This window comes from Arcobacter sp. AHV-9/2010 (assembly GCF_004116575.1).
GTDB classification, from domain to species: domain Bacteria; phylum Campylobacterota; class Campylobacteria; order Campylobacterales; family Arcobacteraceae; genus Aliarcobacter; species Aliarcobacter skirrowii.
In genome coordinates, this window is the sequence record NZ_PDKH01000001.1 from 167384 (window position 1) to 181756 (window position 14373).

17 protein-coding genes are annotated in these 14373 nt (G+C 29.8%); all 17 read right to left on the bottom strand.

Annotation, left to right across the window (positions count from 1 at the left end):
* Positions 1-18: 18 nt before the first annotated feature.
* The 17 genes from CRU94_RS00920 to atpG all read right to left on the bottom strand — a co-directional run bounded on the left by CRU94_RS00920 (position 19) and on the right by atpG (position 14364).
* Positions 19-588, bottom strand: coding sequence for a superoxide dismutase (locus CRU94_RS00920; protein ID WP_129104960.1), 570 nt, complete (start codon positions 586-588; stop codon positions 19-21).
* A 73-nt stretch (positions 589-661) separates the two neighbouring features.
* Positions 662-1867 (bottom strand): mechanosensitive ion channel family protein, encoded by a 1206-nt coding sequence (locus CRU94_RS00925; RefSeq protein WP_129104961.1) that lies wholly within the window; start codon positions 1865-1867, stop codon positions 662-664.
* Between the two features lie 49 nt (positions 1868-1916).
* Positions 1917-2837, bottom strand: coding sequence for a manganese-dependent inorganic pyrophosphatase (locus CRU94_RS00930; RefSeq protein WP_129104962.1), 921 nt, complete (start codon positions 2835-2837; stop codon positions 1917-1919).
* Between the two features lie 95 nt (positions 2838-2932).
* Positions 2933-3433: an asparaginase domain-containing protein gene (locus tag CRU94_RS00935; protein WP_129104963.1), complete on the bottom strand. Its 501-nt coding sequence runs from the start codon at positions 3431-3433 to the stop codon at positions 2933-2935.
* On the bottom strand, positions 3420-4826 hold the full coding sequence (aspA, locus tag CRU94_RS00940) for an aspartate ammonia-lyase (RefSeq protein ID WP_129104964.1): 1407 nt from the start codon (positions 4824-4826) through the stop codon (positions 3420-3422). The genes CRU94_RS00935 and aspA overlap by 14 nt, the downstream gene beginning before the upstream one ends.
* Before the next feature lie 60 nt (positions 4827-4886).
* Positions 4887-5585 carry a 5'-methylthioadenosine/adenosylhomocysteine nucleosidase gene (locus tag CRU94_RS00945; protein WP_129104965.1) on the bottom strand — a complete coding sequence of 233 codons (699 nt, stop codon included), beginning with the start codon at positions 5583-5585 and terminating at the stop codon, positions 4887-4889.
* Positions 5578-6507: an ACP S-malonyltransferase gene (fabD, locus tag CRU94_RS00950; protein WP_129104966.1), complete on the bottom strand. Its 930-nt coding sequence runs from the start codon at positions 6505-6507 to the stop codon at positions 5578-5580. The genes CRU94_RS00945 and fabD overlap by 8 nt, the downstream gene beginning before the upstream one ends.
* Before the next feature lie 128 nt (positions 6508-6635).
* Entirely contained in the window at positions 6636-7217 is a 582-nt protein-coding gene (locus CRU94_RS00955; protein WP_066159827.1) for an FKBP-type peptidyl-prolyl cis-trans isomerase, read from the bottom strand.
* 13 nt (positions 7218-7230) lie between these two features.
* Positions 7231-8091, bottom strand: coding sequence for a tetratricopeptide repeat protein (locus CRU94_RS00960; protein ID WP_129104967.1), 861 nt, complete (start codon positions 8089-8091; stop codon positions 7231-7233).
* A 7-nt stretch (positions 8092-8098) separates the two neighbouring features.
* The gene (locus tag CRU94_RS00965; protein WP_129104968.1) at positions 8099-8638 is read right to left on the bottom strand and encodes an OmpA family protein; all 540 of its coding nucleotides are present in this window, start codon (positions 8636-8638) and stop codon (positions 8099-8101) included.
* A 65-nt stretch (positions 8639-8703) separates the two neighbouring features.
* Positions 8704-9972 (bottom strand): Tol-Pal system protein TolB, encoded by a 1269-nt coding sequence (gene tolB / locus CRU94_RS00970; protein ID WP_129104969.1) that lies wholly within the window; start codon positions 9970-9972, stop codon positions 8704-8706.
* A complete protein-coding gene (locus CRU94_RS00975) occupies positions 9965-10714 on the bottom strand; it encodes a TonB C-terminal domain-containing protein (RefSeq protein WP_129104970.1) in 750 nt (249 codons plus the stop codon). The genes tolB and CRU94_RS00975 overlap by 8 nt, the downstream gene beginning before the upstream one ends.
* Positions 10707-11096, bottom strand: coding sequence for a biopolymer transporter ExbD (locus tag CRU94_RS00980; RefSeq protein ID WP_066159844.1), 390 nt, complete (start codon positions 11094-11096; stop codon positions 10707-10709). The genes CRU94_RS00975 and CRU94_RS00980 overlap by 8 nt, the downstream gene beginning before the upstream one ends.
* Positions 11097-11099: 3 nt before the next feature.
* Positions 11100-11660 (bottom strand): MotA/TolQ/ExbB proton channel family protein, encoded by a 561-nt coding sequence (locus CRU94_RS00985; RefSeq protein WP_129104971.1) that lies wholly within the window; start codon positions 11658-11660, stop codon positions 11100-11102.
* A 6-nt stretch (positions 11661-11666) separates the two neighbouring features.
* Complete coding sequence (gene atpC, locus CRU94_RS00990) at positions 11667-12047, bottom strand: ATP synthase F1 subunit epsilon (protein ID WP_129104972.1); 381 nt, start codon at positions 12045-12047, stop codon at positions 11667-11669.
* Positions 12048-12063: 16 nt separating this feature from the next.
* The gene (gene atpD / locus CRU94_RS00995) at positions 12064-13458 is read right to left on the bottom strand and encodes a F0F1 ATP synthase subunit beta (protein WP_129104973.1); all 1395 of its coding nucleotides are present in this window, start codon (positions 13456-13458) and stop codon (positions 12064-12066) included.
* A gap of 21 nt (positions 13459-13479) precedes the next feature.
* Entirely contained in the window at positions 13480-14364 is an 885-nt protein-coding gene (atpG, locus tag CRU94_RS01000; RefSeq protein WP_129104974.1) for an ATP synthase F1 subunit gamma, read from the bottom strand.
* Positions 14365-14373: the final 9 nt, after the last annotated feature.

The following is a 14373-nucleotide window of genomic DNA, read 5'->3' on the forward strand; positions in this document are numbered from 1 at the left end:
AGTTCCATACTTTTAAAATTATGCTAATTTACTAGCAACTACATCCCAGTTTACAAGTTTCCAGAAATTTTCTAAAAATTTTGGTCTTGCATTTCTTGTATCAATATAGTAAGCGTGTTCCCAAACATCACATGTTAAAACTGGTTTTAAACCATCTGTTATAGGGCATCCAGCATTTGATGTTGTAACAATTTTTAAATCACCACTTGCATCTTTTACTAACCAAGCCCAACCTGAACCAAATTGTGCTATAGCTTTAGCTGTAAACTCCTCTTTAAATTTCTCAACGCTTCCAAAAGCTTTTGTTAAAGCTGCTTCAACAGAAGCTGGAATTGATCCTTGAGTTGGAGTTAAACCATTAAAGAAGAAGTCATGGTTAAATACTTGAGCAGCATTATTAAATAATCCACCTTCAGAATTTTTAATAATATCTTCAAGACTCATATCTTCAAATTTTGTACCTGCAATTAGGTTATTTAAATTTGTAACATAAGTATTGTGGTGTTTTCCATGGTGATACTCTAAAGTCTCATCAGACATTAGTGGCGCTAAACTTGCATATGGTAATTTCATTAATTCGTGTTTCATAATAATTCCTTTTTGATAAATTTGAATTTAAGAGGATACAATATTTTATCTTTGTTTATAGTTAAAATTATTTTTATCCATATTGATATGGTTTTATATCAAATTCACCTAAAACAGAATAGATATGATCAAAAATATCTGATTGAATATTTTCATAATCAACCCAAACTGTTGTAGATGTAAAACAGTAAATTTCTAAAGGTATTCCATACTCATTTGGAGCTAGTTGTCGCACCATTATTGTCATATCTTTATTTATCTTTGGATGATTTTTTAAATATGTAAGAATATATGCTCTTAAAGTTCCAATATTTGTAAGTCTTCTTCCATTTATAGATACACTTAAATCAAATTTATTTGATTCGTTATAACTTTTTATCTCATTTACTTTCTCTTTTAAATATGGAGCTAATAGATTTGCTTTTTCAAGTCTTTTTATATCATCTTCATTCAAAAATTTAATACTATGAAGATCTATCTTAATTGCTCTTTTTATTCTTCTTCCACCTGATTCTCTCATTCCTCGCCAGTTTTTAAAAGAGTCAGATACGAGGGCATAGGTTGGAATTGTAGTAATTGTTTTATCAAAGTTTCGCACCTTTACAACATTTAAACCAATATCTATAACATCTCCATCAGCACCATATTTTGGCATCTCTATCCAATCTCCAAGCTGAACCATCTTATTAGTTGATAGTTGTAATCCTGCACTAAATCCTAAAATTGTATCTTTAAATACCAACATTAAAACAGCCGACATCGCTCCAAGACCACTTAAAATGGCAACAGGAGATTTATCTGCTAAAATAGCAACGATATAAATAACACATATAATTCCAAAAATTAATTTTATACCTTGAATAACCGTTCTCATAGCAAAAAATGGTGTTTGAGTTGCTAAGTGAAGTGAGCTAAATATTTTATCAATAATTGAATATACAACCAATAGAGTAAATATAGATATCCAAACCAATGATAAAGTCATTAAAGTTTCATAAATATACCCACTTTCAACCCAAATTTTTGTTTGCCAATTTACAACTAAACCTTGAAACAGAAGTGATAATCTTTGGTATAAATTCTCTTCTAAAAGAGTAGATGTTATTAAATTTTGTTTTCTTTGATTAAATTTTATAATAGCTTTTAAAATAATCTTATGTAGTAATATATGAATAATCAGTGCTGTTATAGAGATAATTATTAAAATAGATATGCTCATTACCAAAAATGTTGGCTCTATTCCAAAATCTCTTAAAAAATCTGCTAAATATTTTTTCATTTTTTCTCCTAAAGGTAGTATTAAATATAAAGCCTTTAGGCTTTATATTTTAAGCAAATGCTGGTTCTAAGAAAGGAATAATCTGTTTTTTTCTACTTAAACATCCATCTAACCAAACTTTTCCATCTTCAAGTTTGCAGTTAAATGCTTTTTCAAAAATTGAAGTATCATTTGAAACAACTAATACTTCACTCCCCTCTTTCATAATATCAGTTAATAAAAGTGCAACTGTATGAAGATTTTCTTCATCTTTTACTTTTTTTATATCTGCCATTAAATCATCTTTGATTTTATCAAATACAGATCCATCTACAACTTCAAGTTGCCCAACACCAACTTTCTTTCCGTGCATATCAAAGTTTTTATAATCTCTTTTTACTAAATCTCTAACTGGTGTTCCTTCAACTTGCGATTTAACTTTAAACATCTCCATACCAAGTGCTCCAAAATCTTCAATTCCAGCAATTTTTGCCAACTCTTTAACAACTTGAATATCAAGAGCAGTACAAGTTGGAGATTTAAAAATTACTGTATCACTTAAAATTGCACACATCATAATAGCTGCAATATTTGCTGGAATTTCAACTTTATGATAATCATACATCTCTTTTACAATAGTATTTGTACAACCAACTGGTCTAATCCAACACTCTAGTGGAGCTGAAGTTGTAATATCTCCAAGTTTATGATGATCTACAATTCCAACAATAGTTGTTTTATCCAAATCTTCTGGAGCTTGAGCAATATCTGAATAATCTGTAATAAAAAGCTCATCACCTGCAAATGAAGTTTTTAAAACTGGCGCTTCAAATCCAAACTTATCTAAAATAAATTTTGTCTCTGGATTTAACTCTCCTTGTCGTGCAGGAGTTGCTGCTCGTCCAATTTTATTTAATAGATATGCTAAAGATATAGCTGAACAAACAGAGTCTGAATCTGGAATAATATGTCCACATGTATATAATGCCATAGGTTGTATCCTTTTTTTATATTTTTTAATTTTAAGGCTAGATTTTATCTAAAAAGAGGTAATTTTTCTTTTAAATATATTTTTATAGTAATTTTTTAAGAGTTTAAAAACTGTCCAATTTTTCTATCTTTTTTTAAAAATTTATAGTTTTTAACACTTCCATGCATTGAAATATAAATACCATTTTTTACATTTGAGTTTAAAAATCCAATTGCTTGTGAGAAATTCAGAGTTGCCTCTATTTTGTTTATAGAGATTGGAAGCATAGCGCCTGTTAAAACTATCTTTTTATCTTTTATCTTTTCATCTAAAAAAGATGCTGTTAAATCTATTGTATCTGTTCCATGAACTATAATGATATTTTCATTTTTACAATCTTTTATAGTTTTTACTATAAGTTCTCTATCATCATCACTCATCTCTAAACTATCTTTAGAGATAATATTTAAAACTTCAAACTCAATATTGTAACAGTAACTTATAATCTCATCCAAAGCTATACTATCCTTTGGAACTTCCAACTCTCCAGTTATGGGATTGTACCTTTTATTAAAAGTACCTCCCGTGTTTATAACTGTAATTTTAGATTTTGTCATAGTTATGAACCATATTTTTTGGTTGAAGAAGTTCTTCTAGCTCCTCTTTTGTGAATAGCTCTTGTTCTAATAAAATATCATAAACTCTTTTTCCAGTTCTTAAAGCCTCTTTTGCAACAGCAGAGCTTTTTTCATATCCTAAAATTGGATTTAAAGAAGTTACAAGTGTTGCTGAATTTAAAACATTATTCATACAAACCTCTTCGTTTGCTGTAATTCCTTTGATACATTTTTCAGCTAAACTCTCAAATGCTCTTCTCATCATATTTATAGAGATAAAAAGTTTATATGCAATTATTGGCTCAAACACATTTAACTGAAGTTGTCCATGCTCACTTGCCATTGAAATTGTAACATCAGCACCTATTACATCAAAAGCAACTTGATTTACAACTTCAGGCATTACAGGATTTACTTTTCCAGGCATTATTGAGCTTCCAGGTTGCATTGGTGGAAGATTTATCTCATTTAATCCAGCTCTTGGACCACTACTTAGAAGTCTTAAATCGTTACAAATTTTTGATACTTTTATAGCAATTGATTTAAATCTTCCAGAGATATGTACAAAAGTACTTGTATCTTGAGTTGCCTCAATCATATCTCTTGCCATATAATAATCAGTTCCAGTTACCACTCTTAGATTTTTGATAACAAGCTCCTGATACTCTGGTTTTGTATTTATTCCAGTTCCAATTGCTGTTGCTCCAAGATTTACCTCTCTTAAAAGCTCTTGAGCTCTTGAAAGTCTTAAAATGTCATCATCAATCATTGTTGCATAAGTTTTAAACTCTTGACCCAAAGTCATAGGAACTGCATCTTGAAGTTGTGTTCTTCCCATTTTTAAAATATCTTTAAATTCAATAGCTTTTTCATAAAAAGAGTCTCTTAAAATTTTTAGACTATCTTGTAATTTAAAAATTAGTTCATAAAGTGTAAGTTTAATTGCAGTTGGATAAGCATCATTTGTAGATTGGCTCATATTTACATGGTTATTTGGATGAATAATTTCATATGAACCTTTTTTATGCCCTAAAATTTCCAAAGCTATATTTGCAATAACTTCATTTGCATTCATATTTGTAGAAGTTCCAGCTCCTCCTTGAATAGGATCAACTATAAACTGATCGTGAAATTCACCAGCAATAATTCTATCACAAGCTTGAACAATAGCATCTTTTTGGATTTGTGTTAAATCTCCAAGCTCAAAGTTTGTTAAAGCACAAGCTTTTTTAACCTTTGCAAGTGAGATAATAAAATTTGGGAAAAGGTTAATTCCAATTGTAGTAATATTGAAATTTTCTCTTGCTCTTAAAGTTTGAATACCATAATATTTATCATTTTCGATCTCTTTTTCACCTAAGAAATCTTTCTCTACTCTGTGTAAGTTATCCATTCTAAATCCTTCAAAAAATTTAAGGGATTATAGAATAATCCTACACAAAATAGTATTAAACTACTTTTTAATTAATTCATCAACAATTTTTACTAAATAGTTACTTGATATTTTTGCACTACTATTTAAAAACTCATCAAAATCAAAATTTGCTTCACCATTAGCACTATCGCTAATTGCTCTAAGAATAAAAAATGGAACATTTAAAGCATCACAAACAACTGCAACACTTGCACCTTCCATCTCTAAAGCATCAGCTTTGAAACTATTTTCAATAAACTCTTTTCTCTCATTTGAATGAACAAATTGATCACCTGTTGCAATAACTCCCTCAATAACTTTCAAGTTCTCATTAACTGCTACTTTTTTTGCAATATCTAAAAGCTCTTTTGAACTCTCCACAAAAACTTTTCCACCTGGAACAAAACCATAAGGATGCCCAAATGCTGTTATATCTAAATCATGTTGACAAAGTTTTGTTGCAACAATTAAATCACCAATATTTAGTTTTGGATTTATTGCTCCTGCAACACCTGAGAAAAGTAGAGTATCACAAGAGAATTTTTGAATTAATGTACTTGCAGTTAAACTTGCAAATACTTTTCCAATTTTAGAGTGTGCAATCACAATATTTAAGCCTTTATAATTTACCTCATAATACTTATTATCTGCATACTCAATAGTTTTATAATCTTTAAAGAACTCTAAAAGAGGATCAATCTCCTCTTGCATAGCTCCCATAATTGCTAATTTAGTCATTTAAAGCCTCAATAGTTTCATTTAAAGTTTTCATATCAGAAACATTTAATGTTGGTTTTTCAGAGCTTTTTTTATTTAAACCTTTTAAAACAGCACCATTTCCAAACTCAATATATAAATCAACTTTACTATCATGAGCTTTGATTGATTGTTTATATTTTACAGGACTAATTAGTTGAGAAGCTAATAGTTCAATTGCCTCATCTTTTGTATTATAAACTTCAGCACTTACATTTGAAACAACATCTAAAAACTCATCATTTAAATACTCAAATAAGTATGGTTTTAGATTTTCAACAGCACTTTGAAGTAGTTCACAGTGACTTGCAACGCTCATATCTAAAACTAATGCTCTTTTTGCACCAGCAGCTTTAAAAGTATCTACTAAAGACTCTAAATCTGCTTTAAGACCTGCAAGTACAAGTTGCCCATCCATGTTGTAATTTGCTGGCCAAACTTTTTTTCCAGCTTCTCTTTGCTCTTTACAAATAGTCTCAACAGTTTCATCATCTAAGCCTAATAGTGCCATCATTCCAGCACCGCCACCACTACAAGCTTCAGTCATAAAAGTACCTCTTTTATTTACAAGCTCAATTGCATCTAAATAATCAATTGCACCAGCAGCAACTAAAGCTGAAAACTCACCAAGAGAGTGACCTAAAACAAACTCTGGTTCAATCTTACATTTCTCTTTAAAAACTGCAAGAGCAATTGAACTAACTAATAAAATAGCAGGTTGAGTAAACTCAGTTTTTCCTAAATTATCATTCTCTTCAAATAGAAGTTTTTCAAAATCTACATTTAATCTCTCACTTGCTTTTTTTACCATATCTTTTGCAATATCACTATTTTCAAAAAAATCTCTTCCCATTCCAATTGTTTGACTTCCTTGACCTGGAAAAATAAAAGCTACCTTTTTCATTCTAATCCTCTTTAAAAAATTTAAATTTCAAAACTATTTTTTAAAACTAAATAAGTTCTAAAAAATAGTTTTGCCCAAATGTATCTCAACACTTGGGCAAAAAAATATAGTTTATCTAATCTTTGTGATTAGTGACAACCACATCCACCGTGTCCGCCACCAGTTCCACATCCACCACCGTGTGAATGTCCATGATCGTGCTCATCTGTACCGCAGCTTCCACCACCACAACATCCGCCACCCATAGCAGCAAATCCACCAACAACACCTGACTGAATCTCTTCATCAGTTGCGTCTCTTAAACTTAAAATTGCTACACTGAACATTAAAGTTCTTCCAGCCATTGGATGATTATAATCAATTGTAACATTTGCATCATCAAAAGATTTAACAACTACTTGAATAGTCTCTCCATGCTCACCTTGACCATAAAGACTCATACCTTCAACTAATTCAATTCCAGCAAATTGCTCTCTTGGTAGAGTTTGAACTGCTTCAGAGTTATACTCACCATATCCATCTTTTGGCTCAACTAAAACATCTGCTTCTTCATTAGCAGACATTTTTACCAATTTATCTTCTAAACCAGGAATAATTTGACCTTTTCCAGAAACAAACTCTAAAGGAGCTTGCCCAACATTTGTATCTAATTGTTCACCAGTTTTTGCATCTTTTAGAGTGTACTCTATACCTATAACTTTATTTGCCATTTTAAATATCCTTTTATAATTTGTTTAAATTTATTTTCGCCTCTTTTGCTTCTTGACTATTTGGATAAAAATCAATTAAAGTATTATAAAAACTTTTTGCATTAACCTTATCATTTAAGTTCTCAAAAGAGATTGCGCAGTGTAAAAGTAACACTGGCATATAACTTGCCTTATCATACAATATTGCAGACTTTTTAAAATATGAGATAGCATCTTCATACTTTTTTCTCTTAAACCACATCTCTCCTAAATAAAAATTACTTTCAGCTGGTTTATAATTTAATTCAACTAACTTTTCAAATTTAGGGATAGCGTAAGTATACATTTTTTCACCAAAATCTTTCTTTGCATCTTCCATCAATTTTGCTTTTTCTGTTGCAGTTTTTGGTTCAATTATTGAATTATCACTTATATTTTGAACTGTTTTTTTATTATCATTTAGTCCTAAAGCCTTTTTTAAAGCCTCATACTCTTCTCTTGTAACAAATTGCTTCATATTATTTTTAAATTCATTTGATGATACATATTCAGAATTTATCTTATTTAAAAGTTCTGTTAAATTCTTTATACTCTCTTTTAAGCTCTCTATATCACTTTGATTTTGAGTTAAAGATAAAGATGTAGTATTTAACTTTTTAGAGTCACCCTCGTAAACAGAGTTCAATCCATCTAATTTATTAGATAGAGTCTCTAAGCTAGTATTTAATTCTTCGACTTTTGAAGTTAGTTCACTTATATTTGATTGATTTTTTAAAATATGTTTTTCTGTGTTTGTAAGTCCGTAAGTGCTATTTTTAGTTGCTTCATAAACCGAAACCTCTTGGGCTACGGTTATTGAAGCTATTACAGTAAGTAATAGAAATTTTATTTTCATATAGGTCTTATTTTTCTAACTCTTGCTCAACTCTTCTGTTTTTTGACCAACAAGATTCAGTTTGTTCTGTACAAACTGGATTACTTTCACCTAATGATTTAATAGTAATATTAGCTTTTACACCATTATTTACTAAAACATTTTTAACTGCATTCGCTCTTTTTAAAGCTAAAGCATAGTTATACTCATCACTTCCTCTTTCATCAGCATTTCCATAAACAACAACTGTCGTTCCTGATTCTACTTTAGAAAGTTTTTTTGCATTGTTCACAGCTTTTTCTCTATTTTCATTTGTTAAAGTGAATTTATCATAATCAAAATATACATTCTCTATAAATACTCTTTCTCCAGCAATATTATAATAGTTACCTTTTTCAGATTTCTCTAAAATAGTTCCCTCTTTTACACCATCTGCTGAAGTTGAATTTGTTTGTGCAGATTCTTCAGAAGCTTTTGCAGTATTATTTGCATCTACCTCTTTTTGGCTACATCCAGCAGTAAATAGTAATCCAATAGCTAATAACGAATAAAGTCCCAGTTTTTTCATAATTTGTTCCTTAAAATAAATTTGACTTAACATTTTACATAAAAAAGCTTAATTTAACTTGATTTCTACCAATCAATTGACTGAATTCTATTACCTTTTAAAGGGAATAAATATGTTTTATCAAGATTCAATCTTAGTATTCCAAGGTAACTTGAATTATCAATTGTCCTTAAAAATAAAAGGCTCTCTCCATCTTTTGAAAATTTTGGAAACTGATTTACTCCAGTTGCAGTTAATCTTTTTAAATCATTTGATTTAGTTGATGATAGATATAGATTAAAACTCTTTTTTTGGAACTGATTTTGTGAATCTCTACTAGAAAAAACTACTTTATCTTCATATGTTGCAACTGAAGAGTTATTGTTACTATGAAAAACAAATCTCTCAACAGCACTCTCTCCTATTTTTTGAACAAAAATATTTGGATTACCTAATCTATCAGATACAAATGCGATTTTTTTATCACTATCTAAAAATTGACCACCAACATCTATTCCTGCATGAGTTGTAACTTTAGTTTTTTGTTTTGTTTTTAAATCATATAAAAATATATCAGCTTGTCCTTCAGGAGCAGCTGTTATTAAAATTTTATCTTCATTTTTATTTACATCAGAACAGACTATCATACCATCTGAGTCCATTATAAACTCTTTTGTTCCTTTATATATATTTAATTTTACCAATGTTGGTTTTTTATAATTATATGTTGTATAAAATATTGTATCTTGTTTTGCATTTGCCCACTTTGGAAATAGATTTAAACCTCCACTTACAACTCTTGTTTTGTAAGTTAAAGCATAATCTCCTATCATAATATTTGTTTTATTAGCACCATCATAAACAGAAAAAACTACAAATTTTTCCATCCAATTTATACTAGGCGCTTTTATATAATCATTTATTGCTATTGAAGTTTTATGTGCTAAAAATATATATCTATCTTCTAAATCTGTTGTATAGTTCTTTTCTAAAACTAAAGTATTTTTATTAACATCATACAACTTTGTCATTAAAACATAATTTCCATTTTGCTCTTTTTTAGAACTTAAATTTAAAAATAGATCAATACCATTATTCTTTAGTTCAATATAATTTGGATTACTTGAATAAGAGATAGAAGTTTCAAATGCGCTAACTTCAAAGTTTCCACTTATATTTAAATCATCCACTACACCTTTTTTTATTTTACTTAAAATTAATCTCTCTTGACTAGAAGTATCAATAGAGAGTGAAATTTTTGGTTTAGATGCAATTTGTTTTACTATTTGAAGTTTTGCATCAACTGCCCATAGTGTATTTACCATTAAAAATATTGTAAAAATTATTTTAATCATTTTTATCCTTTTGTTTAAATTCAACTTCGATTCGAATATTACCCTTTTTTGGTATCGGATAGTTAATTGTTTTTTGAATATCTAAAAAATTTTTTAAAGAGTTATCAAAAATATCATTATTTGAAAATCTTAAAAAATTATAATTAAAAACTCCATTTGAATCTATAAATATAATTACAGTTGCTTTAAGCTCTTTAGATTCACTTATAGGAGTCCACTTTGATAAAAGATTATTTATCTCTTTCATATACTTATCATCTTCTTGATTATTACCACTTGATGAGCTACTTAAACTTGTTGATGTTTTATTATTTTCAAAAACTCTATCTAAAGATATTGGCTCTCTTTTCTCTTTTATAAACTCAGCTCCTTTGAATCTTTTTGGATCAATAGATTTTTTAATATTATTGATGTTTTCATCTTCTGTTTTTTTAGCAGTTTCACTAAAATTTGCAAATAGTGATTTTGCATCAAATTTTTTATTTGAAACAGAAGCTTCTTGTTGTTTTATAACTTCTGGCTCTTTTTTAATCTCTTGTTTTACAATTTTAAAAGCTTCTATTTTTGAAGATTTGGTTTCAAACATTTGTAAATCAATCTGTATAGATGTATCTTTAAAACTATAAACTTTTGTATCTGAAGAAGTTACATAAAATGAGACAAATATTATAGTTATAAAATAGAGAGAAAATGCAATAAAACCACTAAGAAAAAAAGTTGAACTACTTCTCATTTTATCCATCAGTTACCAAAGAGACTTTAGTAAAACCAGCCTCTTTCACAGATTTTAAAACAAAAATAACATCATCATACTTTAAATTTTTATCAGCCCTTATAGATACTATACTTTTTTGATCTTTGTTTTTTGAAAATAATAAGAAATCATCAGCAAAAGTTTTAATATCGTAGTTTTTTTTATTTAATACAATTTTTCTATCTTTTGTTATTGTAATAGTAATATTAGAAATATCTTGAATCTGTTTTGATTTACTTCCTTGTGGAAGATTTATTGGTTCTTCAAACTCCATTACAGGAGCCGTTACCATAAGAATTGCTAGTAAAACCAACATAATATCAACTAAAGGTGTAATATTTAAGTCTGGTTTTTGGTTATAATCAAACAAATATTATCCTTTTGCTATTATAATTTCAGATTGCGCTTTTAAATATACATTTAATTCATAAACTTTTCTAGATATCATTTGATGAAATGTGTAAGCAAATATTGCTACAAATATTCCAGCAGCAGTAGCAACTAACGCTTCACTAATAGCTGGTGCAATAATAGAAAATGCAACTTTTGACTCATTTGCAAATTTAGCAAATGACTCTAAAATACCAACAACAGTTCCAAAAAGTCCAATAAATGGAGAAGTTGAAGAGATAATTGAAAGCCACGATAAGCCAACACTTGCATCTTTTATAGCGTTTATTTCACATGCATTTAAAATCTCTTTTATATTATTTCCACCTGAACACTGATTTAATAGTGATAGTGATGTAAATCTATTTTGTCCAGAAGTAAGTCCCTCTAAAACTCTTTTTTCATTTTCAATAATTCTATTTAGAGTACTATTTCTATATAAAAATATCCAAAAAACAACAATTAAGTATATTGACAGCAGTGCTAATACTATCAAAGTAATAGCACTACTATTTGTCAAATAATTTAGTAATGTAGAAATCATATTTTTTTAAAGTGCAAAAGAGTTAATTTTTGCCTCAACTGCAGCAACTGAAACACTAGAGTCTTTAACAGAGTTAATTAACTCTTTAGCAGCTTCAATGTTTTTTGCAATCTCAGAATCTTTTCCACTTGTTAATGCAATAGCACCATCTACTAGAACATCAACACTATTCTCATCTACTTTTACATGTCCCCAGTTAATAGCGACAGCTTCAGTAGAATCAATTTTTTCAATAATAATCACACCCACAGTTAAAGTAGATACTAGTGATGAGTGCATTGGAAGAACTCCAAACTCTCCCTCTTTTCCAGGAAGAGTTACGCTCTTAACATCACCACTAAAGATACTACCACTTGGAGTAACTATTGATAATTTAATTGTATCCATATTAGACCCTTATGGTTTATTTCATTTTTTCAGCTTTTGCTAAAACCTCATCAATTCCACCAACCATATAGAATGCCATTTCAGGAACATGGTCATATTTACCATCTAAAATTCCTTGGAAACCTTCAATTGTATCTTTAAGCTCAACATATTTTCCAGGACTTCCTGTAAATACTTCAGCAACGAAGAATGGTTGAGATAAGAATCTCTCGATTTTTCTTGCACGTGCTACAACAAGTTTATCAGATTCTGATAACTCATCCATACCAAGAATTGCAATAATATCTTGTAAATCTTTATACTTTTGAAGTACAGATTGAACACCTCTAGCAGTATTATAGTGCTCTTGACCAATGATATCTGCACTTAAGATTCTTGAAGTAGAATCTAGTGGATCAACCGCTGGGTAGATACCTTTTTCTGCAATTTTTCTATTTAAAACTGTTGTTGCATCAAGGTGAGCAAAAACTGAAGCAGGAGCTGGGTCAGTTAAGTCATCCGCTGGAACATAAACAGCTTGAACAGAAGTAATAGAACCTTTAGAAGTAGATGTAATTCTCTCTTGTAGTTTTCCCATCTCACTTGCAAGTGTTGGTTGGTATCCAACAGCTGAAGGAATTCTTCCTAAAAGTGCTGACATCTCAGAACCTGATTGTGCAAATCTAAAGATATTATCAATAAACATAAGAACATCAAGACCTTTTTCATCTCTAAAGTACTCAGCCATTGTAAGACCTGTAAGTGCAATTCTATTTCTAGCACCTGGTGGTTCACTCATTTGACCATAGCACAGTGCAACTTTATCAAGAACATTTGAGTCTTTCATCTCATGGTAAAGGTCATTTCCTTCTCTTGTTCTCTCTCCAACTCCAGCAAATACAGAGTATCCAGAGTGTTTAAACGCAACGTTATGGATTAATTCCATAATAATAACTGTTTTACCAACTCCAGCTCCACCAAATAGTCCTACTTTTCCACCTTTTGAATATGGCGCTAAAAGGTCAACTACTTTAATACCTGTTTCAAACATCTCTGTTTTTGTTGATTGCTCATCAAAAGCTGGTGCAGATCTATGAATTGACCATCTTTCAACATCTTCAGGAATTGCAGCACCTTCATCAACTGGATCACCAATAACGTTGAAAATTCTTCCTAAAACAGCTTCACCAACTGGAACTTTAATAGGACCTCCAGTAGCAGTACACTCTTGACCTCTTACAAGTCCATCTGTCATATCCATAGCAATAGTTCTTACTCTACTATCACCAATATGTGCAGCAACTTCTAATACTAGTCTATCTTTAGTTTTATCGTCTAAAGTAACATCAATAGCTTCATTAATCTCTGGTAAATATCCGTCGAACTCAACGTCAACAACCGGACCCATTACCTGAATAATCTTACCTTTCATATAGGGCATCTCCTTCTTAAATTATTTTAATGCTTCAACACCACTGATAATCTCTATCAGCTCTGTTGTAATTGCAGCTTGTCTTGCTTTGTTATACTCAACTGTTAAACTATTAACTTTCTCTTTTGCATTTTTACTAGCAGCTTCCATTGCCTGCATTCTAGCACTGTGTTCTGCAGCTAAAGAGTCAATTAGTGCATAATACATATTGAAATCAATATATTTATCAGTTAATTCTCTTAAAACTTCGTCATCATCATCTGGCTCAATATTCAGCATAGATGTAGTTTCAGTTATTTCAACTTTTTCTAAACTAATTGGTAAAAGTTCTCTTACTCTAATCTCTTGAGTAAGCATATTTAAAAATCCATTGTAAACAATGATTACTTTATCAGTAACTTCATTTTTAAAATCTTCTACTGCAGCTTTTATGAAATCAGAAGCTTTTTCATAAGTTGGAGCCGATGATAATTCAATAGATTTTTGATCTATATTCTTACCTTGGAATGAGAAGAACTCAACTCCTTTTTTCCCAGCAGCTCTTAATCTTACATTTGCACCTAAAGATTCATAATCACTAATCATTTTACTTACAGTTTTAATAGTATGCATATTAAAACCACCACAAAGTCCCTTATCAGCTGTTACAAAAACTATATCAACTGTTTTTGGAGTTGCATTTTGAACAAATGCTCTTCCTAGATTTCCATCTTCTTGAACTTTGCTAACTCGTGCTGCAATATCAGATAAAACTTCATTTATCTTAGCTGCATAACTTCTTGACTGTTCAGATAACTGTCTAGTACGAGTCAGTTTTGCAGAAGATACAAGCTTCATAGCTTTTGTAGTTTTTTCTGTATTTTTAACACTTCCAATTTTTAATTTTATCTCTTTTAAGTTAGCCATAGACTAATC